The following is a 26,658-nucleotide window of genomic DNA, read 5'->3' on the forward strand; positions in this document are numbered from 1 at the left end:
GGAGGCGGCGGGTACCCGAGTACGGAGGCGGCGTACGCCGCCCACCTGGAAGGAGACGGCCGTGACGAACCCGCAGCAGCAGGAGTTCCGGCGCAACGCCCGAGGCTCGAACGTCCAGGACAACAAGGGGCCCGGCCCGACCGGCCACCCGCGCAACCGCGGCTCGTCGCACGGCGACGAGGGCCGCCCGGTGCCGAAGGGGCAGGTCTCCCCGTACGGGCCGCCGGCCGAGCCGGTCGCCGAGGACGAGAGCTGACCACCCGAGCCCCGCGCCGCCCGCCCCGTGCTGCGGGGCGGGCGGCGCGTCGGTGCCGTTGTCAGGAGCCCGGCGCCCGCAGGCGGTTCCAGGTCGCCGCCGCGGCCAGGCCGAACGCCAGGTGCGGGATGAGGTCGGACAGCCAGTCGACCCGGCTCCAGGTACGCGGGTCGCTGACACCGAGCGCCGCGTACGAGCTGTCCGCCATGGTCATCACCCCGCCGCCGAGCACCCCACTGGCCAGCGGCAGCGGCATGCGCCGTCCCCGGGCCAGCAGCGCGAACGCCACGCCGGCGCCGACGCCCAACCCGTAACCGAGCAGGGGACCGAGGCCGGAGCGGCGGTTTGCCGCGTCCTCCCCGGATCCGAGGTCGAGGTGCGTCACGTCGGCCACCCGCCCGGCGCTGCGCTGCGGGGTGCTGCTCGCCGGGCGGCCCCGCAGCGTCATGTCCAGGTAGGTGACCGCGTTCAGGACGGTGCTGCCGACCGCGCCGGCGATCGCCCCGTCGGCGACGACGGTCGCCCTCACCGCGGGTCTCCGGGTTCCCGTTCGCCCTTCGGGCCGTAGACGCGGTCACCGCGCACCACGCCCCGCTGGCCCCGGTCCTGCTGCAGGATCCGGTTGGCGACCTCGTCGGCGGTGCTGTCCGACACGCGGCGTCCGGAATCGTCGATCGCGTTCCGCATGCGTGCCCGCTGCTTGTCGTACGCGTTGCTGCCCGGCCGTGGTCCTGGCATCACTGCCTCCTCCGGTCGTCCTCGCCGTTGGCGTACCGGGGTCGTCTACCCGCCCGGGCGGCGGCCAACCGTGGCGGGGCGGGTCAGCGCGGCGCCCGGACGACCGCGACCGGGCAGTCGGCGTGGTGCAGCACGTCGTGGCTCACCGAGCCCAGCAGCAGGCCGGCGAGACCGCCGCGGCCGTGCCCGCCGACCACAAGCAGCTGCGCCTCGGCGGACGCCTCGGTCAGCAGCCGGCCGGCCTTGCCCCGGCGGGTCGTTTGGCGCACGGTCAGGTCCGGCCACCGCTCGGCGATCCCGGCGAGGGATTCGGCGAGAACCCGCCGCTCCTCGTCGCGCAGCTCGTTCTCGTCGTACACCAGGGGTTGCATGTCGCCCGGGCCGCCGGAGGTCGGGTGCCGGTAGGCGTGGACCGCGACGAGTTCGGCGCCGCGCAGCGCGGCCTCCTCCGCCGCGAACTCCACCGCGAGCCGGGACACCGGCGATCCGTCCACGCCGACCACCACCGGCCCGTCGGCGCGGTCGCTGCCCCGGGCGACCAGCACCGGGCAGTCGGCGTGGGTGGCGACCTGCACCGCGACGGAGCCGACCACCAGGGCGGCGAATCCGCCCAGGCCCCGGTCGCCGAGGACGATCAGCACGGCGGTCGGCGACTCGCCGAGCAGGACCGCGGCGGCCTCCCCGTCGATGATCTCGCCGGAGACGCGCAGCCCGGGGACGGTCGCCTCGGCCTCGGCGACCGCGTCCGCGACCAGCTGCTCCGCCTGGTGGCGCAGGCCGGCGCCGGGCGGAGCGCCGGCCGGCGCGTCCAGCGGCACGTGCAGCAGGGGCCAGATGAAGCCGTGGACGACGCGCAGCGCGCGGTTGCGGCGGGCCGCCTCGACGGCCGCCAGGCGTATCGCCCGCTGCGCCGGCTCGGAGCCGTCCACACCGACCACCACCGCCGCGCCGTCCGCCGAGTTCACCTGCTCACCTCCGGGGCCAGTATCGCGGTCACGGCGCGGTCGCGCGGCGATACCGGCCCGGCCGCCCGGTCGGTACGCTGGCGACGACCACCGGGGAGGGAGCGCCGTCGATGGTTGAGCCGGAGCAGCCGAGCACCGCACGAATGATCGACTACTGGCTCGGCGGGGAGCACCACTTCCCGGTCGACGTGGCCGCGGCCCGGGCCTTCGAGGGCGCGTACGGGCCGTGCGCGCCGGTGTTCCGGGAGCTGCGCGCCTTCCTCGGGCGGGCGGTGCGGGCGATGGCCGCCGCCGGGGTGGACGGGTTCCTGGTCTTCGGCGCGGGCGTGCCGACGATGGGCAACGTGCACGAGGCCGCGCCGGAGGCCACCGTGCTCTACACCGATGTCGACCCGGTCACGATCCGGCTCGGCCAGCGGCTTCTCGCCGGCAGCGACCGGGCCGGCTACGGCTTCGGGGACGCCACCGACATCGGCACGGTCGACAGGGCTCAGCTGCACCGGTTCGTCCCGGGGTGGGGGAGGAGGCCGGTGGGGGTGGTTTTCCTGGGACTGGCCGCGTTCCTCGACGACGGGACGCTCGCCCGTACCCTCGACGAGCTGTACGAGGCGACCGCGCCGGGCAGCCTGCTCGCGGTGGACTTCGACACCGAGGAGCTGGCGGCGTACCCGCAGGCCCTGGCGATGATGGGGCCCACCTTCCGGATGCGCGCGCCGGCGGCGTTCCCCCCGCTGCTCGGGCGGTGGACGCCCACCGCGGACGGGATCGTCCCGATCACCGACTGGCGCCCGGAGGGGCCGCCCGCGCCGGTGCCGGACGCCTTCCACGGCGGTGTCGCCGCACGCGGCGACAACTGACCGTCCGGTCGCCCCGCGTGCGGGTCGTCAGCAGCGGTCACCAGTTTCCTAGGACGCTTTACGCGACGTGATGGTCACCACATCACGGAAGCACGCGCCGACGGCACACCGGCGGATCCGGGAAGGCGGAGAGCGGGCGGATATAGTGGCACCGCAACTTGCCCGGCCCGTGATCCCACGCGATCGCGGGCCGCGTCGGAGAGCGGCCCACGCCACGGGCCGCAGGGGGAGCCGGTGGCAGCCGGCCCGACAGTGCGTACGACTTCGCGCGCCGGCCGTTCCCGGCCGCGCCGGAGCGCGGCGCGAAGGAGGTTCGGTGTCGCGTCGGCCGGCTCGGGCAGGGCATCCGCGAGCCTCCGGCGAGCCCGCCGACCAGGTCCTCACCCTGCCGAACCTGATCAGTTTCGTCCGGCTGCTCGGGGTTCCGCTGTTCCTCTACCTGCTGCTCGTGGAGCACGCCGACGTGGCCGCGATCGTGGTGCTGGCCGTCGGTGGCACCACCGACTGGGTGGACGGCTGGGTCGCCCGGCGGTTGGGGCAGGTGAGCCGCCTCGGTGAGCTGCTCGACCCGCTCGTGGACCGCCTGTACATCCTGGCCACGCTTATCGCGTTCACCGTCCGCGAGGTGGTGCCGTGGCAGTTCACGGCCGCGCTGCTGGCGCGTGAGCTGCTCCTGGTGGGGTCCCTCGCCGTGCTGCGGCGGCACGGGTACGGTCCGCCGCCGGTGCACTACGTCGGCAAGACGGCGACGTTCCTGCTGCTTGCCGCGTTCCCGATCCTGCTGCTGGCGGCGGCGGTGCCGGGCGTGGCGGGCGCCGCCGGCGCGATCGGCTGGGGCCTGGCCTGGTGGGGGTTGGCCCTGTACTGGGTGGCCGGCGCGATGTACGTGGTCCAGGCCCGCCGGCTGGTGCGGGAGGCGGTGCGATGACCGGCACGCCGACGGAGAACCGGGAGCCGGGCTCGCGGGTGTACGCGCCGGATTTCCTCACCGAGTTGTTCCGCAACCCCCTGGAGCCGGGGTACGCCGACGCGGCGGCCCGCCGGCGGGAGGAACCGCCGCCCGGGTGGGGGTCGTGGTCGGTCCGCACGGTGACGCTCGTCGTCCTGGTGGTGCTGGGTTTCCTGTTCGCGGTGGCGTACCGGCAGACGGTGGCCGAGGCGCCCGGGCGCAGCCAGGCCCGGCAGGGCCTGGTGGAGCAGATCAAGCAGCGGGAGAGCGAGACCGACCGGTTGTCGGAGCGGGCGGACCAGCTGCGCGCCGAGGTGGCCCGGCAGCGGGCGGCCGCGTTGGGCGGCTCGGAGGCGGCGCGGCTGCGCAACCTGGAGGCGGGCACCGGGTTGGGGCGGGTGCGCGGTGACGGTGTGGTGGTGCGGCTGGCCGACGCGCCGCCGGACGAGGACGCGATGACCGGTTCCGACGCGGGGCCGCCGCGGGTGATCTACACGGATCTGCAGGGTGTGGCGAACGACCTGTGGGCGGCGGGCGCGGAGGCGATCTCGATCAACGGGCAGCGGTTGACGGCGACCTCGACGATCCGGTTCGCGGGTCAGGCGATCCTCGTGGACTTCCGGCCGGTGACCGGGCCGTACGAGGTGTCGGCGATCGGTCCGGAGGAGATGCGGGAGCGGTTCGAGCGCAGCCGCACCGCGGCGACGATGCGGCAGGTCGCCGAGAAGACGGGCTTGTCGTTCGGGGTCCGGGACGCCGAGGACCTCACCCTGCCGGCCGCGCCGGAGCCGCGGCTACAGTACGCGCAGCCGCCGGCCACCCCGTCTCCGACGCCGTCGGGTGGGTCGGTAAGTCCGGGGCCGTCCGGTTCGCGGACGTCTCCCAGCCCCTCCGGAGGTGGTCGATGATCGCGGTGTTGGCGTTGCTCGCGGGTGTCGGGTTGGGGCTGTGGCTCGATCCGACGGTGCCGGCGGCGTTGCAGCCGTACCTGCCGATCGCGGTCGTGGCGGCGTTGGACGCGGTGTTCGGCGGGGTGCGGGCGAAGCTGGACCGGATCTTCGACGACAAGCAGTTCGTGGTGTCGTTCATCTCGAATGTGCTGGTGGCGGCTCTGATCGTGTACCTGGGGGACCAGTTGGGAGTGGGTAGCCAGCTGTCCACGGGTGTGGTGGTCGTACTGGGGGTGCGGATCTTCGGGAACGTGGCGGCGATCCGCCGGCACCTGTTCCGGGCGTAGGTTTGTGGCGATGAGCAGCGACGAGCACACGGAGACGGGCACCGGGTGGCCGCAGCCGGCGGGTCCGGGTCGCCCGTCGGGACCGGCGGGTGAGCCGGACCCGCGGCCGGACGCGCCGGATCCGGACGAGTTGAGTCCGTTGGCGCCGGAGGCGGAGCCGGATCGGGAGGCGGAGCCGTCCGGCGCGGAGGAGGCGACGGCGGCGCGGCCGGACGCGCCGGTGGCGGGCACGGGCCGGCGGGGCGTGAGTTCGGCGACGGTGATGATCGCGGTGCTGCTGGCGTTGCTGGGGTTCACGCTTGTCGAGCAGTTGCGGACGACGTCGGATGATCCGACGACGTCGGCGGCGCGCCAGGAGGACCTGGTGCGGATCCTGTACGACCTGAACGCGCGGGAGGTCCGGCTGCGGCAGGACATCGCGGCGCTGGAGGAGAGTCAGCGGCAGTTGCGCTCCGGTGAGCAGGGCCGGGCGGCGGCGCTGGAGGAGGCGACGCGGCGGGCGGACGAGCTGGGGATCCTGGCGGGCACGTTGCCGGCGACGGGTCCGGGGTTGTCGGTGCGGTTCGAGCCGGGTGGCGGGAAGCCGGTTCGGGCGATCCGGGTGCTGGACGCGGTGCAGGAGCTTCGGGGCGCGGGTGCGGAGGCGATGCAGATCTCCGGTGGTGACCGGGCGACGGTGCGGATCATCGCGTCGACGTTCTTCCTGGACGGGGAGAACGGGTCGTTGGTCGTGGACGGCCGGCGGTTGACTGGTCCGTACACGATCACGGTGATCGGGGATCCGGCGACGATGCGCACGGCGTTGAACATTCCGGGCGGGGTGGTCGCGACGGTCGCGGGCGACGGCGGTACGGTGATCGTCGAGGATCGTGAGGTTGCCGAGGTTTCGGCGCTGCACGCGCCGATCAAGCTGGAACACGCCCGTCCGGTCTCGTGACCGGCGCGGCCGCGCCGGTCACCTGTCGGGCCGGCGCACCGATGGATGAAGGACGCGTCTGGTGATTCCTGAGGATCTGCGGTATACCGCCGAGCACGAGTGGGTTGCGGGCGGCGGCGACGGTGCGGTGCGGGTCGGTATCACGCACTTCGCGCAGGACGCGCTGGGTGACATCGTGTACGTCCAGCTGCCTGAGGCGGGCTCGGTGGTGGCCGCCGGTGAGTCGTTGGGTGAGATCGAGTCGACCAAGAGCGTGTCGGAGATCTACGCCCCGGTGAGTGGGACGGTGTCGGCGCGCAACGAGGCGTTGGGCGACACCCCGGAGGTGATCAACACTGATCCGTACGGTGCGGGTTGGTTGGTGGAGATCACGCCGGATGATCCGGCTGCGGTGGACGGCCTGCTGTCGGCGGGCGCGTATCGCGAGCTCACCGAGAGCTGAGTGTGCCCTTGCCGGTGCTGCGGTTGGTTCCGCGCGTCCGGTTGCCCTGCATTTCGGCGCTGGCTAGGCTCGCCCAGTCGACCGAGAACCCGATAGTTGAGCGTTGCGGAATTGCCTTCCCTGGCACGGGGAGCCAGCCGCCGGGTGAGAGACTGCCCGGCGGCCAGACCCGCCATTACCCGACGCCGACCGAACAGATCCGTGAGGTGGTCCCCATGACGCGCCCAGACGACGAGTTCCCCCCGCTCGACGTCACTTCGACGCTCAATCTCGGTTCGCTCGACGAGGTCCTGGAGGGGCCGGACACCGATGTGGTGCCGAGCCGGATGTCCGGTTCGTTGCCGCCGGGGATGGCGCTGCTGGTGGTCCGGCGGGGTCCGAACGCTGGTGCCCGGTTCCTGTTGGATCACGACGTGACGACCAGTGGGCGGCACCCCGACAGTGACATCTTCCTGGACGACGTGACGGTGTCGCGGCGGCACGCGGAGTTCCACCGTGACGGTGGGACGTTCACGGTGCGTGACGTGGGCAGCCTGAACGGGACGTACGTGAACCGGGAGCGGGTCGAGGCGGCCACGTTGAGCAATGGTGACGAGGTGCAGATCGGCAAGTTCCGGGTGGTGTTCATCGCCGGTCCGCGCCCGGAGGGCGAGGCCGGCCGGGGGTGAACGAGCCTGCGGCGTCCGCCGCGCCGGGGTCGGCCCGTACGCAGCCGTTGATGAGTATCGGCGAGGTGCTGGCCCAGTTGCGGGTGGATTTTCCCGATACGACGTTGTCGAAGCTGCGGTTCCTCGAGGCTGAGGGTCTGGTGGAGCCGCAGCGGACGGCGGCGGGGTATCGGAAGTACAGCTGGGACGATGTGGCGCGGTTGCGGTTCGTGTTGGCCGCGCAGCGGGACCAGTATCTGCCGTTGCGGGTTATCCGTGAGCAGTTGGCGGAGTGGGACGCGGCGGGTGGGCCGTCGGGCCGGTCGCGGCCGACGCTGGTGGCGGTGGGTCCCGGTGGTGAGGTGCCGGGGCGGGACGCGGAGGTCGAGTCGCCGGAGGTGCGGCTGGACCGGGCCGAGTTGGTGGCGCGCAGCGGGGTCGACGAGTCGACGCTTGCGGAGTTGGAGCGGCTCGGTGTGGTGGTGTCGGATCCGCCGGGTTGGTACGACGAGGACGCGTTGATCATCGCGCGGGCGGTGGCGGGTCTGGCGGCGTACGGGTTGGAGCCGCGGCATCTGCGTGGGTACCGGACGGCGGCGGATCGTGAGGTGGGTCTGTTCGCGCAGTTGGTGGCGCCGTTGGCGCGGCAGAGTGATCCGGCGGCGCGGGCGCGTGCGGCGGAGACCGCGCGGGAGTTGGTGGCCTTGTCGCAGCAGTTGCACGCGGCGTTGGTGCGGGTGGGGTTGCGGTCGACGTTGGGCCGGTGACGTGCCCCGGTGCGGAAAGATCTGCGCGGGGAAGCGTGCCGTAGGCTTGCCGGGGTAACCCCTTTCTGGCGCGGGCGTGGCGCTTGCAGCGCGTGGGACGGCCGTGTCGCGGTCCGTGTACCGTGCAGGAAGGGCGCGGTGCGGCGTAGGTGACAACGACACGGAGGCGGCGGTGCGCGAGCTGAGCGTGGTCGGGGTTCGGGTGGAGCTGCCGAGCAACCAGCCGATCGTCCTGCTCAGGGAGGTCGAGGGGGACCGCTATCTGCCGATCTGGATCGGCGCGGTCGAGGCGACGGCGATCGCCTACGAGCAGCAGGGGGTCAAGCCGGCGCGACCGTTGACTCATGATCTTCTTCGGGATGTGTTGGCGGCGTTGAAGGCGCCGTTGCGGGCGGTGGAGATCACCGAGTTGAAGGAGAACGTGTTCTACGCCGATTTGTTGATCGGTGACGGGGTGCGGGTGTCGGCGCGGCCGAGTGATTCCATCGCGTTGGCGTTGCGGGTGGGTGCGCCCATTCGTTGTGCCGAGGAGGTCCTCAGTGAGGCCGGGATCGTGATTCCGGATGAGCAGGAGGACGAGGTGGAGAAGTTCCGCGAGTTCCTGGAGCAGGTGCGTCCGGAGGATTTCGCCGGCTGACCGGCGGCCCGGTGTCGTCACGGTGGGTGACGGCTGGGGTCGGCGTGTGGTGCGCGCGGCGTGTCGTTGCTGTTGTTCCCCGGTAACCGTCTGGTGCGGCGTTAGGGTTGCCGTATCGAGGGGTGCGCGTTGCGGAAGCGGCGTGTCACCGCACGGCGGGGAGGTTGTCCGGATGCAGGAGCCGCGGGATCCCGATTCGGGTTCGGAGCAGGGCGCGTCGGTGGCGACGGACGGTGACGGCGCGGTGGGCTACCGGGGTGTGACGGCGTGCCACGCGGTGGGCATCAGCTACCGGCAGTTGGACTACTGGGCTCGGACTGCTCTGGTGGTGCCGAGTGTGCGGGACGCGTCGGGTTCGGGGACGCAGCGGTTGTATTCGTTCCGGGACCTGGTGGTGCTGAAGGTGGTCAAGCGGCTGCTGGACGCCGGGGTGTCGTTGCAGAACATCCGCAAGGCGATCGAGGCGTTGCGGTCGCGTGGGGTGGAGGACCTCGCGGGCATCACGTTGATCTCCGATGGGACGACGGTGTACGAGTGCCGGTCGCCGGAGGAGGTGGTCGACCTGTTGCAGGGCGGCCAGGGGGTGTTCGGCATCGCGATCGGTGGCGCGTTCAAGGAGATCCAGGGTTCGTTGTCGCACCTTCCGGCGGAGCCGGCGGGTCAGGAGCCGGCGGGTCAGGGGCCGGTGGCCGGTCCGGAGCCGGCGGCTTCGGACGTGGTGGGTGACGAGTTGGCGGCGCGGCGGGCGCGGCGGCGGGCGGGCTGATCGTCGGGGCGGTGCCGCGGGTGCGGCGTGGCTGCGACGCGCCGACGCGGTCTGAGATCTTGTAATTACTCTGGGTTGTTTCCGTCGTGGCGTGGCCGGTCGGGTGGGTCAGCTCGTCGGTGGGGTGTTCGGGGTCGCGTTCGGGGTGGTGCGCGAGGGCTGGACGCCTTGGTGGGGGCGGGTTCCGCGGCGGTCGTCGTGCGATGTGCGCTTCATGGGATTGTCACGCCCATAGTGGAAATTTGCCGCCGTCCGAAACGGACTGTGTCCGCGTACTGGCGGTGCGTCGATGATGGACTCCCGATTGGTTACTGTCCGTGGTGGAGGGTTGTCGGGAATCCGATAGGGCGGCGGTGACCGGAACGTCGCAACGCGCTATGGTCCCCATCGCGTCCTCCCGGTGACGGCGAGGCTCCGAAAGCGGGCGGACGTACCCCTGCGCGCCGACCCCAGCGCGAACCCCTGTCATCGCGGAAGGAACCGACCGTGACGGTTACCGAAGAGACCGCCCCTACGTCCCACTACGAACGCATCGGCGGCGCCAGCTCGGTCAAGGCGGCCGTGGAGCTGTTCTACGACAAGGTCCTGGCCGACCCCGAGCTGGCCGGCTACTTCACCGACGTGGACATGACGACGCAGCGGCGGCACCTGGCGTTGATGCTGGCCGTGGTCCTCGGCGGGCCGAACGAGTACGCCGGGCGTGGCCTGGCCGAGGCGCACCAGCCGCTGAACATCCCGGCGGCGCACTACGCGAAGGTCGGCGGGCACCTGACCGAGACGCTTACCGATCTGGGCGTACCGGGCGACGTCATCACCGACGTGCAGGCCGTGCTGGCCGAGGTGCAGGACCAGGTGGTGGCCGGCGGAACCCGGACGGGCGCCTGAGCGTGGACGCCGCCCGGCTCAAGCAGAGCTGGTCCCTGGTCGCCGCGCACGGCGACCAGGTGCCGCTCTACTTCTACTCGACGCTGTTCCTGGCGCATCCCGAGACCCGCCAGATGTTCCCGACGAACATGGCGGGTCAGCGGGACCGGCTGGTGACCGCGCTGGGGCACATCGTGTCGCACGTGGATCAGGTCGACCGGCTGGTCGGGTTCCTCACCGACCTCGGCGCCGACCACCGGAAGTTCGCCGTGCGCGCGGAGCACTACCCGGCCGTGGGTGAGGCGCTGCTGGCCACCTTGCAGCATTTCCTCGGCGACCAGTGGACCGAGGAGCTGGCCCAGGACTGGGCCGGCGCGTACGGGCTGGTCGCCAAGGTGATGACCGAGGGCGCGCAGGCGGCGGAGGCGGTCAACCCGCCGTGGTGGGTGGCGGAGATCGTCGGCCACGAACGGCGGGCGTTCGACGTGGCGGTGCTGACGTTGCGCCCGCAGTACCTGCTGCCGTTCACCCCCGGCCAGTCGATCGGTGTGTCGCACCCGGCGGTGCGGTCGTGGCGGTACTACTCGCCGGCGAACGCGCCCCGTTCGGACGGCACGCTGGAGTTGCACGTGCGGGCCGCGCCGGGCGGGGCGGTGTCCTCGCGTCTGGTGTACGGGTGCACGACCGGTGACCAGGTCAACCTGTCGGCGCCGGTGGGGGACCGGCTCACCCTGGCCTCGGCGGGTTCGGCGGATCTGCTGCTGCTGGCCGGTGGTACCGGGTGGGCGCCGGTGAAGGCGCTCGTGGAGCAGGTCGCCGCGGAGGGTTCCCGGCGGCGGGTCGACCTGTACGTGGGGGCCCGGTCGCGGATGGAGTTCTACGACAGCGACGTGATCGACAAGCTGGCGTCGTCGTACCCGTGGCTGTCGGTCAGCTACGTGGTGGGCAGCGACGCGAACCGGCCGGGGGAGTTCACCTATCCGGTGGACCGGGCGCTGGCCGACGGGGACTGGCGGTCCCGGCACGTGTACGTGTGCGGTTCGGACGCGATGGTGTCGCACGCGATCGCCACGCTGGACCGCGCCGGTTACCACGCGGGCCAGCTGCACCACGAGGGTCTGGGCAAGCACTGGTACGGCCCGTCGTGGCGGATGGCCGTGCAGGCGGTGTCCGCCGCTGACAATTCCGGAGGGTTACGGTGACCGCGAGTCCGATCAGCAGGTACGACGGTAAGCACGTGTCCAGCGGTCTGCAGGTGCGGATCACGGCGGACCGGGTGCGGCGGTGGGAGTTCGGCACGGCGCCGTTCACCCGCCGCGGCTACGACAACGCCGACGTGGACCGGTTCCGGGTGCAGGTGGCCGACGAGCTGGATGTGCTGTCGTCGCAGATCGCGCATCTGCGGGCGGAGAACGAGCGGCTCAACAACCACCTGGAGCTGCATCGGCACGGGGTGCTGCCGAGCGCGCCGGCGGCGTCGACGATGCCGGCGGCCAAGGAGGTGAACCTGCTGTCGGCGGCGCAGCGCGAGGCGGAGCAGATCATCGCGCAGGCCCACGACTACGCCCGGCGGGTCGCCGAGTACGCCCGGACGCAGTACGAGAGTTACGTGCGCGCGGCGGCGGAGGAGGCGCGGCAGGAGGCGGAGCGGGCGGTGCAGGAGTACCGGGCGTCGGCCGGGGCGAGCTTCGACGACTCGGTGGCGACGCGGGAGGCGCTGCGCATCTACGGCGAGATGATGATCTCGCACATGCAGGCGGCGGCGCGGCATCTCGACGACGGCAGCCAGCACCTGGCGCGGACGATGCAGCGGCTGGCGCAGGACAACGGGACGCCGGTGGGTGCCGGGGCCGGGCAGGGCGCGTTGCCCCGCCACGGTCAGCGTTGACGCCGGTGTGGGGCCGGCCGCCGCGGGCCGTCCCCACACCGGGGTCAGGCCGGTGAGCGGCGGGCGCGGTGGTTGGCGTACTTGCGTGCGGCGAAGGCGTGCGCCTCGGCCAGCAGCGTGTGCAGCTGCGGCAGGGTCGCCTCGGCCGGGTTGACCACGCACACCCAGTGCTGGGAGGCGTAGTGGGGGTGCGGCAGCAGGGTGTCGACCTGCGCTTGGTCGACGCCGGTGGCCAGGACGCCGTGCTCGTCGCGGGCCGTGGGCGGGGGGCCGAACCGCTGGGTGTAGGTGGCCTTGGTCAGCCCGATGTTGAGGCGGTAGGCGCCCGGCCGGTCGAGGCGGGACACGGTGTCGTAGTGGTCGCCGGTGACGATCGTGGCGAACGGGAGTTGCCGCTCGGGGGGCAGGTCGCCGTGCGGGTCGTAGATCAGGAAGGTGTCACCGCCGGCCCGCAGGGCGGTGACCCCGTCGAAGGTGTCGAGGATGTGGCGGGTCATCTCGTCGGCGTTCACACCTTCAATTTTCTCATTGAAATGCTTGTTGAGACTTTTCCCGGCCGGGCAGTCAAGGACGCTGGTGAACCCTCAACTGGTGGCTCAAGCTGACGTGACGGCGCCCAGGGCGTCGGCGATCGGGGTGTCGCCGTTGACGAGCTCGAGGGTCAGGCCGGCGGTGGCGGGCGCGGCCAGCAGCCCGACCAGGACGCGGGCGACGTCGGCGCGGGTGACCGCCCCGCGCGGCACGTGCCGGGCGAGGGTGATCCGGCCGGTGGGTTCGTCGTCGGTGAGCCGCCCGGGCCGCAGCACCGTCGCGTCCAGGTCGCGGGCGGTGATGTCGTCCTCGGCGGCCTTCTTGGCCCGCAGGTACGCCGCCCACACCTCGTCGGTGCCCGGCGCGGGTGGCTGCTCCACGCCCATCGACGAGACCAGCAGGTAGCGGCGCACGCCCGCGGCCTGGGCGGCGTCGGCGAGCAGCACCGCGGCCGCCCGGTCGACGGTGTCCTTGCGGGCGGCGCCGCTGCCCGGGCCGGCGCCGGCGGCGAAGACGGCCGCGTCGGCGCCGGCCAGGTGCGCGGCGACCGCGTCGAGGTCGGCGTGTTCCAGGTCGCACACCACCGGGTGGGCGCCGGCGGCGGTGAGGGCGGCGGCGTGGCCCGGGTTGCGGATCAGGCCGACGGCGACGTCGCCGCGCCCGGCGAGGTCCCGTTCCAGCAGTCGGGCGATCTTGCCGTGGCCTCCGGCGATGACGACACGCATACCGCCGAACCTACCGGGCCGCCGGGTGCGGGCGGCGACGGTCCCGGTGGGCGCGGGGGCCCGTGTTGGGGCAGCATGGGCGGGGTGAGCGAGCGGGTGGAGATGCTGGCCGAGCTGGTGACCGGCGGTGGGGTGGTGGTGCTCAGCGGCGCCGGCCTGTCCACCGAGTCGGGCATTCCGGACTACCGGGGGCCGAGCGGCGCGGCCCGGCGGCACACACCGATGACGTACCAGACGTTCACCGGCGACGCGCAGGCCCGGCGCCGCTACTGGGCGCGCAGCCACGTCGGGTGGCGCACGATCGCCCGGGCGGCCCCCAACGACGGGCACCGGGCGGTGGCCCGCCTGCAACGCGCCGGCCTGGTCGACGGGATCATCACCCAGAACGTCGACGGCCTGCACACCGCCGCCGGCAGCGACCAGGTGGTGGAGCTGCACGGCCGCCTCGACGAGGTGAGCTGCCTGGGCTGCGGCAACGGCACCTCCCGGGAGGAACTGCACCGGCGGCTGACCGAGGCCAACCCGGGTTTCGACGCGCGGGCGGTGGCGGTCAACCCCGACGGTGACGTCGACCTCGACGACGAGGCGGTGGCCCGGTTCCGGGTGGTCGACTGCACGCTGTGCGGCACGGGCATGCTCAAACCGGACGTGGTGTTCTTCGGCGAGACGGTCCCGGCGGCCCGGGTCGCCCGGTGCTTCGCGATGGTCGCCGGCGCCCGGCTGCTGCTGGTGCTCGGCTCGTCGTTGACGGTGATGTCCGGACGACGGTTCGTGCTGCGGGCGGCGAAGGAAGGCGTCCCGGTCGCCATCGTCAACCAGGGCCCGACGCGCGGCGACGCGTACGCGGCCCTGAGCGTGGACGCGCCGCTGGGCGTGCTGCTGCCGGCGCTCGCCGAGCGGGCCTGCGCGGCGCGGCCGCTCGCCCGTTGAGGGAGACCCACCCACTGGTAGCGTTGACCGTGCCGGTAGCACCCGCGTGGGAGAGACCGCCCGGAAATCACCCGGAGCGGCGCCGAAGGGGCAAATCCTCCCCGGAACCTCTCAGGCAAAAGGACCTCGTGGGCAGGCACTGTGGAGCACCCTCGGGTGCGACAGAGGGGGAGGCCGACCTGTCGACCTCGCCCCCCGGAGGCGCCGCCCATGACCGCAGAGCAGTTCGCCGCCCGCCACATCGGCCCCGGCCCGGACGACGAGCGCCGGATGTTGGAGGTCGTCGGCTACGGCTCGATCGACGAGCTGATGGACGCGGCGATCCCCGAGGTGATCCGCTGGCACGGCACCCTCGACCTGCCCGAACCGGCCAGCGAGCACGACGCCCTCGCCGAGCTGCGCGCCCTGGCGGCCGGCAACACCGTCGCCGTGTCCATGATCGGCCTGGGTTACCACGGCACCCACACCCCGGCGGTGATCCGCCGCAACGTGCTGGAGAGCCCGGCCTGGTACACCGCGTACACGCCGTACCAGCCGGAGATCAGCCAGGGCCGGCTCGAGGCGCTGCTGAACTTCCAGACCATGGTCACCGACCTGACCGGCCTGGCCACCGCCAACGCCTCCATGCTCGACGAGGGCACCGCCGCGGCCGAGGCGATGACCCTGGCCCGCCGCGCGGCCAGGAGCAAGAGCCCGGTGTACGTGGTCGACGCCGACGCGCTGCCGCAGACGATCGCGGTGATCGCCGGCCGGGCCGAGCCGCTGGGCATCGACGTACGGGTGGTCAACCTGGACACCGAGGACCTGCCGGGCGACTTCTTCGGTCTGCACCTGCAGTACCCCGGGGCGTCCGGTGCGGTGCGCGACCACGCCGGCCTGGTCGAGGCCGCGCACGCCGCCGGCGCGCTGGTGACCGTGGCGGCGGACCTGCTGGCGCTGACCCTGCTGCGCCCGCCCGGGGAGATCGGCGCGGACATCGCCGCCGGCACCACCCAGCGGTTCGGCGTACCGATGGGGTTCGGCGGGCCGCACGCCGGCTACCTGGCCGTACGTGCCGGCCTGGAGCGGATGCTGCCCGGCCGGCTGGTCGGGGTGTCCCGCGATGCCGACGGCAACCCCGCCTACCGGCTGGCGTTGCAGACCCGCGAGCAGCACATCCGGCGGGAGAAGGCCACCAGCAACATCTGCACCGCCCAGGTGCTGCTCGCGGTGATGGCCGGCATGTACGCCGTCTACCACGGGCCGGACGGGCTGCGGGAGATCGCGGCGCGTACCCACGGCATGGCGGCGCGGCTCGCGGCCGGGCTGCGCGCCGGGGGCGTGCGCGTCGCGGACGTCGCGTTCTTCGACACCGTCACCGCGACCGTGCCCGGCCGGGCCGCCGACGTGGTCGCCGCCGCCGAGCAGCGGGGGGTGAACCTGCGGCTGGTCGACGCCGACCGGGTCGGGATCTCCTGCGACGAGACCACCACGGTGGCGCACCTGGAGAAGGTGTGGGCGGCGTTCGGCGTGGCGGCGTTCGACGGCGCCGCGGACGAGGCCCTGCCGGCCGCCCTGTCGCGCACGTCGGAGTTCCTCACCCACCCGGTGTTCCGCACCCACCACTCGGAGACGGCGATGCTGCGCTACCTGCGCCGGCTGGCCGACTTCGACTACGCCCTGGACCGGGGCATGATCCCGCTGGGCTCGTGCACGATGAAGCTCAACGCGACCACCGAGATGGAGCCGATCAGCTGGGCGGAGTTCGCGCACGTGCACCCGTTCGCGCCGGAGTCGCAGACCGCCGGGTACCGGGAGATGATCTCCCAGCTGGAGCGCTGGCTGGCCGAGGTGACCGGCTACGACGCGGTAAGCGTGCAGCCCAACGCCGGCTCGCAGGGCGAGTTGGCCGGCCTGCTGGCGATCCGCGCCTACCACCGCTCGCGCGGCGAGGAGCACCGGGAGGTGTGCCTGATCCCGTCGTCGGCGCACGGCACCAACGCCGCGTCCGCGGTGATGGCCGGCATGCGGGTGGTGGTGGTCGGCTGCGACTCCGACGGCAACATCGACCTGGTCGACCTCGACGCGAAGATCGACAAGCACCGCGACGCGCTGGCGGCGATCATGGTGACGTACCCGTCGACGCACGGCGTGTACGAGACCGGGATCGCGTCGCTGTGCGCGAAGGTCCACGACGCCGGCGGGCAGGTGTACGTCGACGGGGCGAACCTCAACGCGCTGGTCGGGTTCGCCAAGCCCGGCAAGTTCGGGGCGGACGTGTCGCACCTGAACCTGCACAAGACGTTCTGCATCCCGCACGGCGGTGGCGGCCCCGGCGTCGGCCCGGTGGCGGTGCGCTCGCACCTGGCGCCGTTCCTGCCCGGTGACCCGCTCGTCGCCGAGGCGGGCCGGCCGGCGATCTCGGCGGCCCGGTACGGGTCGGCGGGGATCCTGCCGATCCCGTGGGCGTACCTGCGGATGATGGGCGCGACCGGCCTGACCCGCGCGACCGGGGTGGCGGTGCTGGCGGCGAACTACGTGGCGGCGCGGCTGCGCGGGCACTACCCGGTGCTGTACGCCGGCAACAAGGGCCTGGTGGCCCACGAGTGCATCCTGGACCTGCGGCCGCTGACCAGGGCCACCGGGGTGAGCGTGGACGACGTGGCGAAGCGGCTGATCGACTACGGCTTCCACGCACCGACGATGTCGTTCCCGGTGGCCGGCACGCTGATGGTGGAGCCCACCGAGAGTGAGGACCTGGCCGAGCTGGACCGGTTCTGCGAGGCGATGATCGCGATCCGGGCGGAGATCGACAAGGTGGGGTCGGGGGAGTGGCCGGCGGGCGACAACCCCCTGGCCAACGCCCCGCACACCGCGGCGATGGTGTCCGGGGACGAGTGGCCCCACCCGTACCCGCGGTCGGTGGGCGGCTACCCGGCCGGCGTGGACCGGGCGGGGAAGTACTGGCCGCCGGTACGGCGCATCGACGGCGCGTACGGCGACCGCAACCTGGTGTGCTCCTGTCCGGCGCCGGAGGCCTTCGAGGACTGACTGGCCGTCGCCGGGGCGCTGTCGCGGGCGCCCCGGCCGGTCGGGTCGGCTCCGGGTGTCCGGGACCGGGGGACTAGCCTGGGGTCGACGTGAACGGGTAAGTGACGCAGTGTGTTCGTCTCAGGCGACGAGGGCGTGGCGGGCCGGGCCGCGGTGCGGGGCGATGCTCCGCCCGTCCGGGAGCAGCTCACCGGTGTCCTCGAAGACGATGACCCCGTTGCAGAGCAGGCTCCAGCCCTGTTCAGGAAAGCAGGCGATGACTCTGGCGGCGTCCCGGTCGGTCGCATCGGCGGAGGGGCAGGTGGGTTGGTGCTGACACATCGGGTTCTCCGGACTGTGGGGGCACTGTGTCATGGTTCACATGACCAGTGACGCACAGTACCAAGCGAAAGCGACAAGTATCGAGCATGTCCGCGCGTGCGGTACCCGAATCCACTGAACGGATGAGGCAGATTGGACCGGACGGCGTGGAAACGCTCCCACGGATAGCGGTCGATGTGCCGGGGGCGCCGGCGGGCTGCCGCGCCGCCCTCGTCGAGCGGGACCGCTGGGAGTGGCGGCCGGTCGACGGCGGCGACCCGGCCGCGCTCGCCCAGCGCTTCCTCGCCGAGCACGGTCTGGCCCTCGACGACCTGGCCCGTCCGGCCGGCAGGCACGGCGCGCACGGCGTGTGCGGGGCCGCCCTCTACGTCTCGGCCGCCGCCGGCGCGCTGCTCACCGGCGGGACGCCCGGCGCGCCCACCCCCACGCCGACGCTGCCCGAGGTCGCCGTCGTCGTCTACGGCCACGCGGTCGCGCGCCGCGCCGCCGGCGGGGCGGTGCGGCGTCCGGCCGGCGGGTGGTGGCTCGGCGACTGGGCGCCGAGCTGGACGTCCCGGCAGCACGCCGACGCCGTGCGGGCGGTCCGCGACGCCATCGGCCGCGGCGACGTCTACCAGGTCAACGTCGTCGGGCACGCCGCCGCCCGCTACACCGGCGACCCGCTGCCGGCTCTCGCCCGCCTCGGCGCGCTGCCCGGTGCCCGTTACGGCGGTGTCCTCACCGGCAGCGGCTGGGCGATCGGCTGCGCCTCCCCGGAAACCCTGGTCGAGGTCACCGCCGGGCGGGTGCTCACCCGCCCGATCAAGGGCACCCGCCCGGCGACCGCCGCCGGCCGCGCCGACCTGCTCGCCTCGGCGAAGGAACGCGCCGAACACGTCATGATCGTCGACCTGGAACGCAACGACCTCGCGCGGGTCGCCCGTACCGGCAGCGTCCGCGTCGACGATCTGTTCGCGGTGCGGCGCTGGTGCGACCTGTGGCAGGCCGAGTCGACCGTGTCGGCGGTCCCCGCCGACGGTCTGGGCCTGGCCGACCTGCTGCGCGCGGTCTGCCCCGGCGGGTCGGTCACCGGCGCGCCGAAGCTCGCGGCGCTGGAGCACATCGCCGCCCTGGAGCCGGTCGGCCGCGGTGCCGCCATGGGCGCGCTCGGCTGGGTCGCCCCGGACCGGATCGACCTGGGCCTGACCATCCGCACCGCCGCCGCCGACGCCGACCGGCTGCACCTGTGGGCCGGCGGCGGCATCACCTGGGGCAGCGACCCCGACGCCGAGGTCGCCGAGGCGGCGGCGAAGGCGAACCCGCTGCGCGCCGCCCTGGCCGCCGGCTGACCGACGGGGCCGCGAGCCGGCCTCGGGTGCCGGCGCTCAGCGTGTCGCGGCGAACTCGGCCAGGGCGGCGCGGACGCGGTCGGCCAGGCCGGGTCCGGCGCCGTGACCGGCGGCGTCCAGCAGTTCCAGGCGTGCCGCCGGCCAGGCCCGAGCCAGCTGCCAGGGGATGTCGACGGGGCTGCTGATGTCGAGGCGGCCGTGCACCAGCACCCCGGGGATGCGGGCCAGTCGCCGCGCACCGCGCAGCAACTCGCCGTCGGGCAGGAACGCGGCGTGCCGCCAGTAGTGGGTGACCAGGCGAGCGAACGTCATCCGGAACGCCGGGTCGGCGAAGGCCGGGTCCGGGCGGTGCCCGGGCAGCGTGGCGACGTGGGTGTCCTCCCAGGAGCACCAGTCCCGGGCCGCACGCTCCCGCACCGCCGGGTCCGGGTCGGCCAACAGCCGCGCGTACGCGTCGGCGAGATCGCCGTCGCGGTCGCCGGGCGGCACGCCGTCGCGGAAGCGGGCCCACTGCTCCGGGAAGATCCGCCCCATCGCCCGGGTGATCCACTCGATCTCCCGCCGGGAGGTGGTGACGACGTTGAACAGCACCATCTCGGTGACCCGCCCGGGGTGGCGCTGGGCGTAGGCGAGGGCGAGGGTGCTGCCCCACGAGGCAGCCAGCACCAGCCACCGCTCGACGCCCAGGTGCTCGCGCACCCGTTCGATGTCGGCGACCAGGTGTGCGGTGGTGTTGGTGGACAGGTCGAGGGTGTGGTCACCGGCGTTCGGGCGGCTGCGGCCGCAGCCGCGCTGGTCGAGCAGGACGACCCGGTAACGGCTCAGGTCGAACGGCCGTAGCCAGCCGGCGTCGCAGCCCGAGCCCGGGCCCCCGTGCAGCACCACCGCCGGCTTGCCGGCCGGGTCGCCATGGACCTCCCAGTGCACGAGCTGCCCGTCGCCGACGTCCAGCAGCCCGTGCGCGTGCGCTCGCCCCATGGTCGTGCCTCCCCGGTTGCGGGTCGTCGCGGCGGCTGGATGTCCCGGCCGTGCCGCCTGTGGAACTGATGTCGTCGACGCATCGGCCGGCGACCCGGCCGGGACGACGTGAACGAGTCAGTTCCACAGCACGGGTGGGAGCCTGCCACGCCGGCGCGGCCGGTGGTTGCGCGCGGGACCGCCGGCCGGGGTCAGCGGGACAGGTGGCGGTAGCGGCGCACCGACAGGGGCAGGAACACCGCGATCAGCACCACCGGCCAGGCGACCGCGAGGACGATCGCGTGCTGCGCGGCGAACGAGTCCCCGCCCCAGCCGGGGTTGCCGAACAGTTCCCGGCCGGCGGCCACGGTCGCCGACAGCGGGTTCCACTCGGCGACCGCCGCCAGCCACCCGGGCATGCTCTGCGGCGCGACGAACGCGTTCGAGGTGAACCCGACCGGCCAGACGAGGATCTGCAGCGCCACCACCGACTCCGGCCGGCGCAGCACCAGCGCCAGGTGGATCCCCACCCAGATCAGCGCGACCCGCAGCAGCAGGAGCAGCCCGACGGCGCCCAGGGCCCGCGCCGGCCCGTCGTGCCACCGCCAGCCCACGGCCAGCCCGCAGGCGAGGATCACCGCCAGGCCGAGCACCGAGTGCAGCAGGTCGGCGGCGGCGCGGCCGGTCACCACCGCCGAGGGCGCCATCGGCAGGGACCGGAACCGGTCGGTGACACCGCGGTCGGTGTCGGTCGCCACCGCCGTGTAGGTGGCCTCGATGCCGAAGGCCATCGTCATGGCGAACATGCCCGGCAGCAGGAACTCGCGGTAGTCACCGCCGCCGGGGACGGTCATCGCGCCGCCGAACAGGTAGCCGAACATCAGCACCAGCAGCACCGGAAACAGCAGCCCGACGAGCATCTCCACGGGCTGGCGGGCCCAGTGCGCCAGCGCCCGGCCGGTGAGCACCAGGGAATCGGACAGGGCCCAGCGCAGCCGCCGGGCGGGCAGGATGCTCACGCGGTCACCGTCCGGTCGTCGGTGTCGACGGCGGTGAGTCGCAGGTACACCTCGTCGAGGGTGGGGCGGCGCACCGCCACGTCGGCGGCGGTCAGGCCGGTGTCGTCGAGTGCCCGCAGCACCGCGGCCAGCGCGGTGACCCGGTGCGCGACGGGCACGCTGAGCCGCAGCGCGGCCGCATCGACGCGCGGGGTGGCGCCGGTGGCCGCGGCGACCGCGCGCACCGCCCGGTCCAGCTCCTGCGGACGCGACAGCACCACGTCCACCCGGTCACCGCCGAGGGCGGTCTTGAGCTGCTCCGGGGTGCCGGTTGCGATCAGCCGGCCCCGGTCGATCACGCGCAGCGTGTCGGCCAGCTGGTCGGCCTCCTCCAGGTACTGGGTGGTGAGCAGCACCGTGGTGCCGGCCGCGGCGAGCCCGCGTACCGCCTGCCACACCTGGGCGCGGGCGCGGGGGTCCAGCCCGGTGGTGGGTTCGTCGAGGAACAGCACCGGCGGGTCGAGGATCAGCCCGGCGGCCAGGTCGAGACGCCGGCGCATGCCCCCGGAGTACGTGCCGACCGGACGGTGGGCCGCGTCGGCCAGGTCGAACCGGTCGAGCAGCTGCGCGGCCCGCGCCCGGGCCCGCGCCGGCGACAGGTGGTGCAGGCGCCCGAACAGCACCAGGTTCTGCCGGCCGGTGAGCACCTCGTCGAGCGCGGCGTGCTGGCCGACCAGCCCGATACGCCCGCGGACCTCCCGCGGGTGGCGCAGCACGTCGACGCCGGCCACGACAGCCCGGCCGGCGTCGGGCCGCAGCAGGGTGGCCAGCACGCGCACCGCGGTGGTCTTGCCCGCCCCGTTGGGGCCCAGCAGCCCGCACACCCCACCGGCCGCAACCGTGAGGTCCAGCCCGTCGAGCGCGTGAGTCCCGCCGTAGCGCTTGCGCAGCCCCTCGGCCTCGATCGCCGCCATCCGCGACCCCCTTCCGTACGCCGTACCGTACACAATACGGTACGGCGGACGGTTAAGGTGGGCCGGTGACCACCGAGTACAGCGGCACCGGCGACCCCGCGCGCAGCCTCGCCCTGCTGTGGCGCACCCGCGAACGCGCCAGCCGCAAGGGCCGACCGGACCTGTCCGTCGACCGCATCGTCCGCGCCGCCATCGAGGTCGCCGACACCGAAGGGCTCGCCGCGCTGTCCATGCGCCGGGTCGCCGAACGCCTCGGCGTGGGCACGATGAGCCTCTACACCTACGTGCCGGGCAAGGGCGAGCTGCTCGACGTCATGCTCGACACCGTCTACGGCGAAACCGCAGACGCGGCCGCCGACGACCCGGCCGGCGACGACGCGGCGGCCGGCTGGCGACAGCGGCTGCAACGGGTCGCCCGGGACAACTGGGCCCGCTACCTGCGCCACCCCTGGCTGCTGCAGGTCGCCACCACCCGCCCGCCGCTGGGCCCCCACGTGATCGCCCGCTACGAGCAGGAACTGCGCGCCGTCGACGGGATCGGCCTGACCGACCTGGAGATGGACGCCGTCGTCACCCTGGTCGACGGGTTCGTCCACGGCGCCGTCCGCAGCGCCGTCGAGGCCGCCCAGGCCGCCGCCCGCACCGGCATGACCGAACAGCAGTGGTGGGACGCGCACGCCCCGTACCTCGAACGGGCCCTGGACGCCCGCCGGTTCCCCCTCGCCGCCCGCGTCGGCACCGCCGCCGGCCAGGAGTACCAGGCCGCCGGCGACCCGCAGCGGGCGTTCGAGTTCGGCCTGGCCCGCATCCTCGACGGCATCGAGGTCCTCGTCCGCGACCGCCCCGCCCGCTGAACGCACCCCCGCCCGACCGACACCCGACACCGACCGCGGTTCCCGCGAGCCCCGCCCCGGCCAAGATAATCTTGACCGCATGACGATGCGCCCGATCCGGATCATCGGCGACCCGGTGCTACGCACCCCGGCCGAACCGGTCACCAGCTTCGACGCCGAACTACGCGCCCTGGTCACCGACCTGATGGACACCCTGCTCGGCGCGCCCGGCCGCGCCGGCGTCGCCGCACCGCAGATCGGCGTCAGCGCGCAGGTGTTCGTCTACGACGCCGACGGGCACCGCGGCCACCTGATCAACCCCACCCTGGAGCTCTCCGACGAACTGCAGGACGACGACGAGGGCTGCCTGTCCGTCCCCGGCCTCTACTTCCCGACCCCACGGGCCCTGCACGCCACCGCGCACGGCTTCGACCAGCACGGAAAGCCCCTGACGATCGCCGGCACCGGGTTCCTCGCCCGCGCCCTGCAGCACGAGACCGACCACCTCGCCGGCCGCCTCTACGTCGACACACTGCGCGGCGAGACCCGCCGCCGGGCGCTGCGCGAGATCCGCGCCGGCCGCTTCGACTCGCCACGACGCCGCACCACCTGACCCCCGCCGGCGGCCACCCCGGACCCGGCGCCGTCAGCGCGCGGCCAGCCGGAACTCGCCGTACTCGGCGACCCGGGCGAACCCGAGCCGCTCGTAAAGACGCACCGCCGCGGCGTTGTCGGCCTTCACGTTCAACGTCACGTGGTCCACCGACTCCCGCAACCGCCGGCACAGCGCCGCCACCACGGCCGCGCCCAGCCCGCGCCCCCGCACCCGCGGATGCGTCGTCACGTTCCCCACCGCCGCCACCCGGTAACGCGGCGACCACACGTGCACCCCGGCCACCGCGACCAGCTCACCGTCCTCGCGCACACCCACGTACTGGCCGGTGCCCACCATCCGCTCGTCGAACCAGTTCCCCGGGTACGCGCACCCGTACAGCCGCCGCAACGCCGGCAGGTCCTCCCCACCCAGCACCACCCCCGCCGGCGGCACCGCCGCCAGCCGCCCCGGATCGGTCAACGCCATCTTCCGGTGGTCGCCCGCCGCCTCGACGGTGAACGCCCCCGCCAGCGCCGCCTCCAGACCGGGGGACAGGTGCGCGTACAACCGCGCCGGCAACACCGGCGCCAGGTCACCGAGCAGCGCCGCCAGCTCCGCGGCCCGCGCCGGGGCGGCGAACGCCAGCAACGTCGCCGGCACCGCACCGTGGTAGAGCAGCGCCACCGCCTCCCCGCGACGAAACCACGACGTGTACGGCCAGAAGAAGTCGTCCAGGTCACCCAACTGGTACGCGTGCAGCACCGGATCCCGGCCCAGCAACTCCGCCAGCACCGCCCGGTCGTGTTCCGCCCGTACCGCCACCCGCCGATGATCACACGCCCGGACGGCGACACCCGGCGCGGGTCAGCCGGCCAGCCACTGCTCGTAGCCGAGCCGACCGACAAGCGCCAGCACCACCACCAACAGCACGACCCGCACGAACCCCGACCCGCGCCGCAACGCCATCCGCGCCCCGAGCACCGCCCCGGCGATGTTGCACACCGCCATCGCCGCCCCCAGCAGCCACCACACGTGCCCGGTCAACCCGAACACCACAAGCGCACCCAGGTTCGTACCCGCGTTCACCACCTTGGCCATCGCCGACCCGTGCACGAAATCCGCACCGACCAGCGCCGTGAACGCCAACACCAGAAACGTCCCGGTGCCCGGCCCGATCAACCCGTCGTACAGCGCGATGCCCACCCCGGCCACCGCCACCGCCGCCACCATCCGGCCCCGGGTCCGCCGCTGCGGCTCGGCCACCACCCCCAACCGAGGCCGGGCCACCACGAACACCGCCACCGTCACCAGCACCACCAGCACCACCGGCCGGTACGCCGCCCCCGGGACACTGCCGGCCAGCGCCGCGCCCAACCCCGCGCACAGCACCGCCAACCCCGCCGCCGGACCGGCCACCGCCCAGTCCACCTTGGTACGCCGCGCGTACGTCACGGCGGCCGTCGTGGTGCCCGCGATCGCCGCCAGCTTGTTCGTGCCCAGCGCGGTGGCCACCGGCATCCCCGGCGCACCCACCAGCAGCGCCGGCAGCAGCAGCAGACCCCCGCCGCCCACCACCGCGTCCACCCAACCGGCCATCGCGGCCACGGCGAGCAGGGTGGTCAACGACAACGGGTCCAGGTCCACGGGCGGCCATTCTGCCCACCGCCACCCCCACGACGAGGCCGTCTGTGGCCAGCCTCACCAGCGGCCCGCACCCCACACCGGGCTCAGCGCCCGCGCCGCCGCCGCAGCCGCACCCCCACCACGCCGAGCGCCACGAACACCAACGCGGAACACAGCAACACCTTCAGCACCCGGCAACTCTGCCACGGCGACGTAGGGTGCAAGCGTGCGCCTGGCCACGTTCAACCTGCTGCACGGCCGCTCCCTCACCGACGGCCTGGTCGACCCCGAACGGCTCACCGCCGCCGTCGGCGCCCTCGACGCCGACGTCCTCGCGCTGCAGGAGGTCGACCGCGACCAGGGCCGCAGCGGCAACCTGGACCAGACCGCCATCGCCGCCCGCGCCCTCGGCGCCCCCGAACACCGCTTCGCCGCCGCCGTCGTCGGCACCCCCGGCCAACAGTTCCGCCCGCTGAGCCACGACGACGACGGCCACGGCGAACCCTGCTACGGCGTCGGCCTGGTCAGCCGATACCCGGTCACCGCCTGGCGGGTCACCCGCCTCACGCCCGCCCCGGTGCGCTCACCGGTCTACGTACCCGGCCCCGGCGGCGGGCTCATCCTGCTGCGCGACGAACCCCGCGTCGTGCTCGCCGCCGTCCTGGACACCCCCCGCGGCCCACTCACCGTCGCCGCCACCCACCTGTCGTTCGTGCCCGGCTGGAACGCCCACCAACTACGCCGCACCGTCCGCGCGCTGCGCACCCTGCCCGCACCGCGGATCCTGCTCGGCGACCTCAACCTGCCCGCCGGCGCCGCCCGCCTGCTCACCGGCTGGCGACCCCTCGGCCGCCGACCCACCTACCCGGCCGGACAGCCGCGCGTCCAACTCGACCACGCCCTCGCCGACCGGCAGGGCCTGGACCTGCTCCCACCGGTCACCGCCGTGCGCACCCCGCTGTCGACCATCTCCGACCACCGGCCGCTCATCGTCGACCTCGGCTAACCACCCGCCGCCTTCAACGCGTTGCGGAACAGCATCGCCACCGTCGTCGGCCCCACCCCACCGACCCGCGGCGTGATCGCCCCCGCCACCCGCGCACACGACTCGTCGACGTCCGGCAGCAACCGCCGCCCCTCGTAACGCACCCCACCGCCGACCACCACCGCACCCGGCCGCACATGCTCCGGCCGCACGATCCCCGGCACCCCCGCCGCCACCACCAGGATCTCCGCCCGCCGCGTGTACCGCGGCCAGTCCGCCACCCCGGTGTGCACCACCGTCACGGCCGCGTTCGCCGTCGGCCGCTTCTGCGCCAGCAGCATCGCCAACGGCCGGCCCAACGTCGCACCACGACCCAGGACCACCACCTCCCGACCCGCCACCGGCACCTGGTGGTACGCCAGCAGCGCCTCGATCCCCGCCGGAGTGCACGGCAACGGACCCGGCAGGCCCAGCGCCAGCCGGCCCATGTTCACCGGATGCATCCCGTCGACGTCCTTGTCCGGATCCAGCACCTGCAACGCCCGGTCGTAGTCCAGGTGCCCGGGAACCGGATGCTGCACCAGCACCCCGTGCACCCCCCGGTCCGCGTTGAAGTCCACAAGCACCGCGTGCAGGTCCGCCTGCGACGCCGACGCCGGCAGGTGCACGTGCGGCGAGGCGAACCCCAGCCGCGCCGCCTGCCGCTGCTTGATCCGGATGTAGCCCGCGCTCGCGTCGTCGTCACCCACCAGCACCGCCGCCCGCAACGCCGCCACACCCTCGGCCACCTCGGTCAGGATCCGCTCCGCCACCGGGCCACCCGGCAGCAGCCGGGCCGCCGTGCTCGTCGACGAGAAATCGGACATGACTCACCCCGC

The 26,658-nt window shown here is 73.7% G+C and carries 32 protein-coding genes and 1 riboswitch; of the genes, 20 read left to right on the forward strand and 12 right to left on the reverse strand.

Annotated features, from left to right (window positions below; all coding sequences use genetic code 11):
- Positions 1-61: 61 nt before the first annotated feature.
- Positions 62-256, forward strand: coding sequence for a hypothetical protein (locus ABTW87_RS11850; RefSeq protein WP_350650795.1), 195 nt, complete (start codon positions 62-64; stop codon positions 254-256).
- A gap of 61 nt (positions 257-317) precedes the next feature.
- Here the strand turns inward: ABTW87_RS11850 and ABTW87_RS11855 are convergent, their stop codons facing one another.
- The 3 genes from ABTW87_RS11855 to ABTW87_RS11865 form a co-directional block, all read right to left on the reverse strand.
- Positions 318-785: a hypothetical protein gene (locus ABTW87_RS11855; RefSeq protein ID WP_350650796.1), complete on the reverse strand. Its 468-nt coding sequence runs from the start codon at positions 783-785 to the stop codon at positions 318-320.
- Positions 782-994 (reverse strand): phosphatidylethanolamine-binding protein, encoded by a 213-nt coding sequence (locus ABTW87_RS11860; protein WP_350650797.1) that lies wholly within the window; start codon positions 992-994, stop codon positions 782-784. The genes ABTW87_RS11855 and ABTW87_RS11860 overlap by 4 nt, the downstream gene beginning before the upstream one ends.
- Positions 995-1,077: 83 nt before the next feature.
- Positions 1,078-1,959 carry a universal stress protein gene (locus ABTW87_RS11865; protein ID WP_350650798.1) on the reverse strand — a complete coding sequence of 294 codons (882 nt, stop codon included), beginning with the start codon at positions 1,957-1,959 and terminating at the stop codon, positions 1,078-1,080.
- Between the two features lie 110 nt (positions 1,960-2,069).
- Here ABTW87_RS11865 and ABTW87_RS11870 point away from each other — a divergent pair, with 110 nt between their 5' ends.
- The 13 genes from ABTW87_RS11870 to ABTW87_RS11930 all read left to right on the forward strand — a co-directional run bounded on the left by ABTW87_RS11870 (position 2,070) and on the right by ABTW87_RS11930 (position 11,950).
- Positions 2,070-2,816: an SAM-dependent methyltransferase gene (locus tag ABTW87_RS11870; protein ID WP_350650799.1), complete on the forward strand. Its 747-nt coding sequence runs from the start codon at positions 2,070-2,072 to the stop codon at positions 2,814-2,816.
- 316 nt (positions 2,817-3,132) lie between these two features.
- Positions 3,133-3,744, forward strand: coding sequence for a cardiolipin synthase ClsA (gene clsA, locus ABTW87_RS11875; protein ID WP_350650800.1), 612 nt, complete (start codon positions 3,133-3,135; stop codon positions 3,742-3,744).
- The gene (locus tag ABTW87_RS11880; RefSeq protein ID WP_350650801.1) at positions 3,741-4,673 is read left to right on the forward strand and encodes a DUF881 domain-containing protein; all 933 of its coding nucleotides are present in this window, start codon (positions 3,741-3,743) and stop codon (positions 4,671-4,673) included. Before clsA ends, ABTW87_RS11880 begins: the two co-directional genes overlap by 4 nt.
- Positions 4,670-5,002, forward strand: a complete 333-nt coding sequence (locus ABTW87_RS11885; RefSeq protein ID WP_130325434.1) for a small basic family protein — start codon at positions 4,670-4,672, stop codon at positions 5,000-5,002. The genes ABTW87_RS11880 and ABTW87_RS11885 overlap by 4 nt, the downstream gene beginning before the upstream one ends.
- A gap of 10 nt (positions 5,003-5,012) precedes the next feature.
- On the forward strand, positions 5,013-5,939 hold the full coding sequence (locus ABTW87_RS11890) for a DUF881 domain-containing protein (RefSeq protein WP_350650802.1): 927 nt from the start codon (positions 5,013-5,015) through the stop codon (positions 5,937-5,939).
- A 61-nt stretch (positions 5,940-6,000) separates the two neighbouring features.
- Entirely contained in the window at positions 6,001-6,381 is a 381-nt protein-coding gene (gene gcvH, locus ABTW87_RS11895) for a glycine cleavage system protein GcvH (RefSeq protein ID WP_350650803.1), read from the forward strand.
- Positions 6,382-6,596: 215 nt separating this feature from the next.
- Positions 6,597-7,049 (forward strand): oxoglutarate dehydrogenase inhibitor Odhl, encoded by a 453-nt coding sequence (gene odhI / locus ABTW87_RS11900; protein WP_030503922.1) that lies wholly within the window; start codon positions 6,597-6,599, stop codon positions 7,047-7,049.
- A gap of 50 nt (positions 7,050-7,099) precedes the next feature.
- Complete coding sequence (gene ftsR / locus ABTW87_RS11905; protein WP_350650804.1) at positions 7,100-7,795, forward strand: transcriptional regulator FtsR; 696 nt, start codon at positions 7,100-7,102, stop codon at positions 7,793-7,795.
- A 172-nt stretch (positions 7,796-7,967) separates the two neighbouring features.
- Positions 7,968-8,432, forward strand: a complete 465-nt coding sequence (locus ABTW87_RS11910) for a bifunctional nuclease family protein (RefSeq protein WP_089014393.1) — start codon at positions 7,968-7,970, stop codon at positions 8,430-8,432.
- Between the two features lie 172 nt (positions 8,433-8,604).
- A complete protein-coding gene (locus tag ABTW87_RS11915; protein ID WP_350650805.1) occupies positions 8,605-9,198 on the forward strand; it encodes a MerR family transcriptional regulator in 594 nt (197 codons plus the stop codon).
- Between the two features lie 486 nt (positions 9,199-9,684).
- A complete protein-coding gene (locus ABTW87_RS11920) occupies positions 9,685-10,083 on the forward strand; it encodes a group I truncated hemoglobin (RefSeq protein WP_350650806.1) in 399 nt (132 codons plus the stop codon).
- 2 nt (positions 10,084-10,085) lie between these two features.
- Entirely contained in the window at positions 10,086-11,264 is a 1,179-nt protein-coding gene (locus ABTW87_RS11925) for a globin domain-containing protein (RefSeq protein ID WP_350650807.1), read from the forward strand.
- A gap of 35 nt (positions 11,265-11,299) precedes the next feature.
- The gene (locus ABTW87_RS11930; RefSeq protein ID WP_350650808.1) at positions 11,300-11,950 is read left to right on the forward strand and encodes a DivIVA domain-containing protein; all 651 of its coding nucleotides are present in this window, start codon (positions 11,300-11,302) and stop codon (positions 11,948-11,950) included.
- 44 nt (positions 11,951-11,994) lie between these two features.
- Here the strand turns inward: ABTW87_RS11930 and ABTW87_RS11935 are convergent, their stop codons facing one another.
- Together ABTW87_RS11935 and ABTW87_RS11940 are read right to left on the reverse strand one after the other, a co-directional pair.
- Positions 11,995-12,462, reverse strand: a complete 468-nt coding sequence (locus ABTW87_RS11935; protein WP_350650809.1) for a DUF6194 family protein — start codon at positions 12,460-12,462, stop codon at positions 11,995-11,997.
- A gap of 84 nt (positions 12,463-12,546) precedes the next feature.
- Positions 12,547-13,206 (reverse strand): NAD(P)H-binding protein, encoded by a 660-nt coding sequence (locus ABTW87_RS11940; protein WP_350650810.1) that lies wholly within the window; start codon positions 13,204-13,206, stop codon positions 12,547-12,549.
- A 75-nt stretch (positions 13,207-13,281) separates the two neighbouring features.
- On the opposite strand from ABTW87_RS11940, the gene ABTW87_RS11945 reads away from it, so the two are divergent.
- Positions 13,282-14,136, forward strand: coding sequence for an NAD-dependent protein deacetylase (locus ABTW87_RS11945; RefSeq protein ID WP_350650811.1), 855 nt, complete (start codon positions 13,282-13,284; stop codon positions 14,134-14,136).
- Positions 14,137-14,173: 37 nt separating this feature from the next.
- Positions 14,174-14,273: riboswitch (glycine riboswitch) on the forward strand.
- A 73-nt stretch (positions 14,274-14,346) separates the two neighbouring features.
- A complete protein-coding gene (gene gcvP / locus ABTW87_RS11950) occupies positions 14,347-17,166 on the forward strand; it encodes an aminomethyl-transferring glycine dehydrogenase (protein WP_350650812.1) in 2,820 nt (939 codons plus the stop codon).
- A 120-nt stretch (positions 17,167-17,286) separates the two neighbouring features.
- Here the strand turns inward: gcvP and ABTW87_RS11955 are convergent, their stop codons facing one another.
- Entirely contained in the window at positions 17,287-17,487 is a 201-nt protein-coding gene (locus ABTW87_RS11955) for a DUF5999 family protein (RefSeq protein ID WP_350650813.1), read from the reverse strand.
- Between the two features lie 122 nt (positions 17,488-17,609).
- Between ABTW87_RS11955 and ABTW87_RS11960 the strand changes: the two genes are divergently transcribed.
- Positions 17,610-18,815 carry a chorismate-binding protein gene (locus ABTW87_RS11960; RefSeq protein WP_350650814.1) on the forward strand — a complete coding sequence of 402 codons (1,206 nt, stop codon included), beginning with the start codon at positions 17,610-17,612 and terminating at the stop codon, positions 18,813-18,815.
- Positions 18,816-18,851: 36 nt separating this feature from the next.
- On the opposite strand, the gene pip is transcribed toward ABTW87_RS11960, so the two are convergent.
- The 3 genes from pip to ABTW87_RS11975 all read right to left on the reverse strand — a co-directional run bounded on the left by pip (position 18,852) and on the right by ABTW87_RS11975 (position 21,744).
- Positions 18,852-19,793 carry a prolyl aminopeptidase gene (gene pip / locus ABTW87_RS11965; RefSeq protein ID WP_350650815.1) on the reverse strand — a complete coding sequence of 314 codons (942 nt, stop codon included), beginning with the start codon at positions 19,791-19,793 and terminating at the stop codon, positions 18,852-18,854.
- 191 nt (positions 19,794-19,984) lie between these two features.
- Positions 19,985-20,791 (reverse strand): ABC transporter permease, encoded by an 807-nt coding sequence (locus ABTW87_RS11970; protein WP_350650816.1) that lies wholly within the window; start codon positions 20,789-20,791, stop codon positions 19,985-19,987.
- Complete coding sequence (locus tag ABTW87_RS11975; RefSeq protein ID WP_350650817.1) at positions 20,788-21,744, reverse strand: ATP-binding cassette domain-containing protein; 957 nt, start codon at positions 21,742-21,744, stop codon at positions 20,788-20,790. Before ABTW87_RS11975 ends, ABTW87_RS11970 begins: the two co-directional genes overlap by 4 nt.
- Before the next feature lie 65 nt (positions 21,745-21,809).
- Here ABTW87_RS11975 and ABTW87_RS11980 point away from each other — a divergent pair, with 65 nt between their 5' ends.
- Together ABTW87_RS11980 and def are read left to right on the forward strand one after the other, a co-directional pair.
- Entirely contained in the window at positions 21,810-22,598 is a 789-nt protein-coding gene (locus ABTW87_RS11980) for a TetR/AcrR family transcriptional regulator (RefSeq protein WP_350650818.1), read from the forward strand.
- A 79-nt stretch (positions 22,599-22,677) separates the two neighbouring features.
- The gene (gene def, locus ABTW87_RS11985; RefSeq protein ID WP_350650819.1) at positions 22,678-23,190 is read left to right on the forward strand and encodes a peptide deformylase; all 513 of its coding nucleotides are present in this window, start codon (positions 22,678-22,680) and stop codon (positions 23,188-23,190) included.
- Positions 23,191-23,223: 33 nt separating this feature from the next.
- Here def and ABTW87_RS11990 read toward each other — a convergent pair whose 3' ends face one another.
- Together ABTW87_RS11990 and ABTW87_RS11995 are read right to left on the reverse strand one after the other, a co-directional pair.
- Positions 23,224-23,994: a GNAT family N-acetyltransferase gene (locus ABTW87_RS11990; RefSeq protein ID WP_350650820.1), complete on the reverse strand. Its 771-nt coding sequence runs from the start codon at positions 23,992-23,994 to the stop codon at positions 23,224-23,226.
- Positions 23,995-24,036: 42 nt separating this feature from the next.
- Positions 24,037-24,810, reverse strand: a complete 774-nt coding sequence (locus ABTW87_RS11995; RefSeq protein ID WP_502891573.1) for a sulfite exporter TauE/SafE family protein — start codon at positions 24,808-24,810, stop codon at positions 24,037-24,039.
- 211 nt (positions 24,811-25,021) lie between these two features.
- Here ABTW87_RS11995 and ABTW87_RS12000 point away from each other — a divergent pair, with 211 nt between their 5' ends.
- The gene (locus ABTW87_RS12000; RefSeq protein WP_350650822.1) at positions 25,022-25,801 is read left to right on the forward strand and encodes an endonuclease/exonuclease/phosphatase family protein; all 780 of its coding nucleotides are present in this window, start codon (positions 25,022-25,024) and stop codon (positions 25,799-25,801) included.
- Here ABTW87_RS12000 and ABTW87_RS12005 read toward each other — a convergent pair.
- Positions 25,798-26,646 carry a bifunctional 5,10-methylenetetrahydrofolate dehydrogenase/5,10-methenyltetrahydrofolate cyclohydrolase gene (locus ABTW87_RS12005; RefSeq protein ID WP_350650823.1) on the reverse strand — a complete coding sequence of 283 codons (849 nt, stop codon included), beginning with the start codon at positions 26,644-26,646 and terminating at the stop codon, positions 25,798-25,800. The genes ABTW87_RS12000 and ABTW87_RS12005 overlap by 4 nt on opposite strands.
- Positions 26,647-26,658 lie beyond the last annotated feature (12 nt).

This window comes from Micromonospora sp. NPDC126480, from assembly GCF_040302465.1.
In the GTDB taxonomy this organism is placed as follows: domain Bacteria; phylum Actinomycetota; class Actinomycetes; order Mycobacteriales; family Micromonosporaceae; genus Micromonospora.

Excerpts from the sequence above, each read along its gene's own strand:
- ABTW87_RS11860 (WP_350650797.1), bottom strand. The coding sequence starts at position 994 with ATGCCAGGACCACGGCCGGGCAGCAACGCGTACGACAAGCAGCGGGCA.
- ABTW87_RS11870 (WP_350650799.1), top strand. The coding sequence starts at position 2,070 with ATGGTTGAGCCGGAGCAGCCGAGCACCGCACGAATGATCGACTACTGG.
- ABTW87_RS11880 (WP_350650801.1), top strand. The coding sequence starts at position 3,741 with ATGACCGGCACGCCGACGGAGAACCGGGAGCCGGGCTCGCGGGTGTAC.
- ABTW87_RS11885 (WP_130325434.1), top strand. The coding sequence starts at position 4,670 with ATGATCGCGGTGTTGGCGTTGCTCGCGGGTGTCGGGTTGGGGCTGTGG.
- ABTW87_RS11890 (WP_350650802.1), top strand. The coding sequence starts at position 5,013 with ATGAGCAGCGACGAGCACACGGAGACGGGCACCGGGTGGCCGCAGCCG.
- odhI (WP_030503922.1), top strand. The coding sequence starts at position 6,597 with ATGACGCGCCCAGACGACGAGTTCCCCCCGCTCGACGTCACTTCGACG.
- ftsR (WP_350650804.1), top strand. The coding sequence starts at position 7,100 with ATGAGTATCGGCGAGGTGCTGGCCCAGTTGCGGGTGGATTTTCCCGAT.
- ABTW87_RS11915 (WP_350650805.1), top strand. The coding sequence starts at position 8,605 with ATGCAGGAGCCGCGGGATCCCGATTCGGGTTCGGAGCAGGGCGCGTCG.
- ABTW87_RS11940 (WP_350650810.1), bottom strand. The coding sequence starts at position 13,206 with ATGCGTGTCGTCATCGCCGGAGGCCACGGCAAGATCGCCCGACTGCTG.
- ABTW87_RS11945 (WP_350650811.1), top strand. The coding sequence starts at position 13,282 with ATGGGCGGGGTGAGCGAGCGGGTGGAGATGCTGGCCGAGCTGGTGACC.
- gcvP (WP_350650812.1), top strand. The coding sequence starts at position 14,347 with ATGACCGCAGAGCAGTTCGCCGCCCGCCACATCGGCCCCGGCCCGGAC.
- ABTW87_RS11955 (WP_350650813.1), bottom strand. The coding sequence starts at position 17,487 with ATGTGTCAGCACCAACCCACCTGCCCCTCCGCCGATGCGACCGACCGG.
- ABTW87_RS11960 (WP_350650814.1), top strand. The coding sequence starts at position 17,610 with ATGAGGCAGATTGGACCGGACGGCGTGGAAACGCTCCCACGGATAGCG.
- pip (WP_350650815.1), bottom strand. The coding sequence starts at position 19,793 with ATGGGGCGAGCGCACGCGCACGGGCTGCTGGACGTCGGCGACGGGCAG.
- ABTW87_RS11975 (WP_350650817.1), bottom strand. The coding sequence starts at position 21,744 with ATGGCGGCGATCGAGGCCGAGGGGCTGCGCAAGCGCTACGGCGGGACT.
- def (WP_350650819.1), top strand. The coding sequence starts at position 22,678 with ATGACGATGCGCCCGATCCGGATCATCGGCGACCCGGTGCTACGCACC.
- ABTW87_RS12005 (WP_350650823.1), bottom strand. The coding sequence starts at position 26,646 with ATGTCCGATTTCTCGTCGACGAGCACGGCGGCCCGGCTGCTGCCGGGT.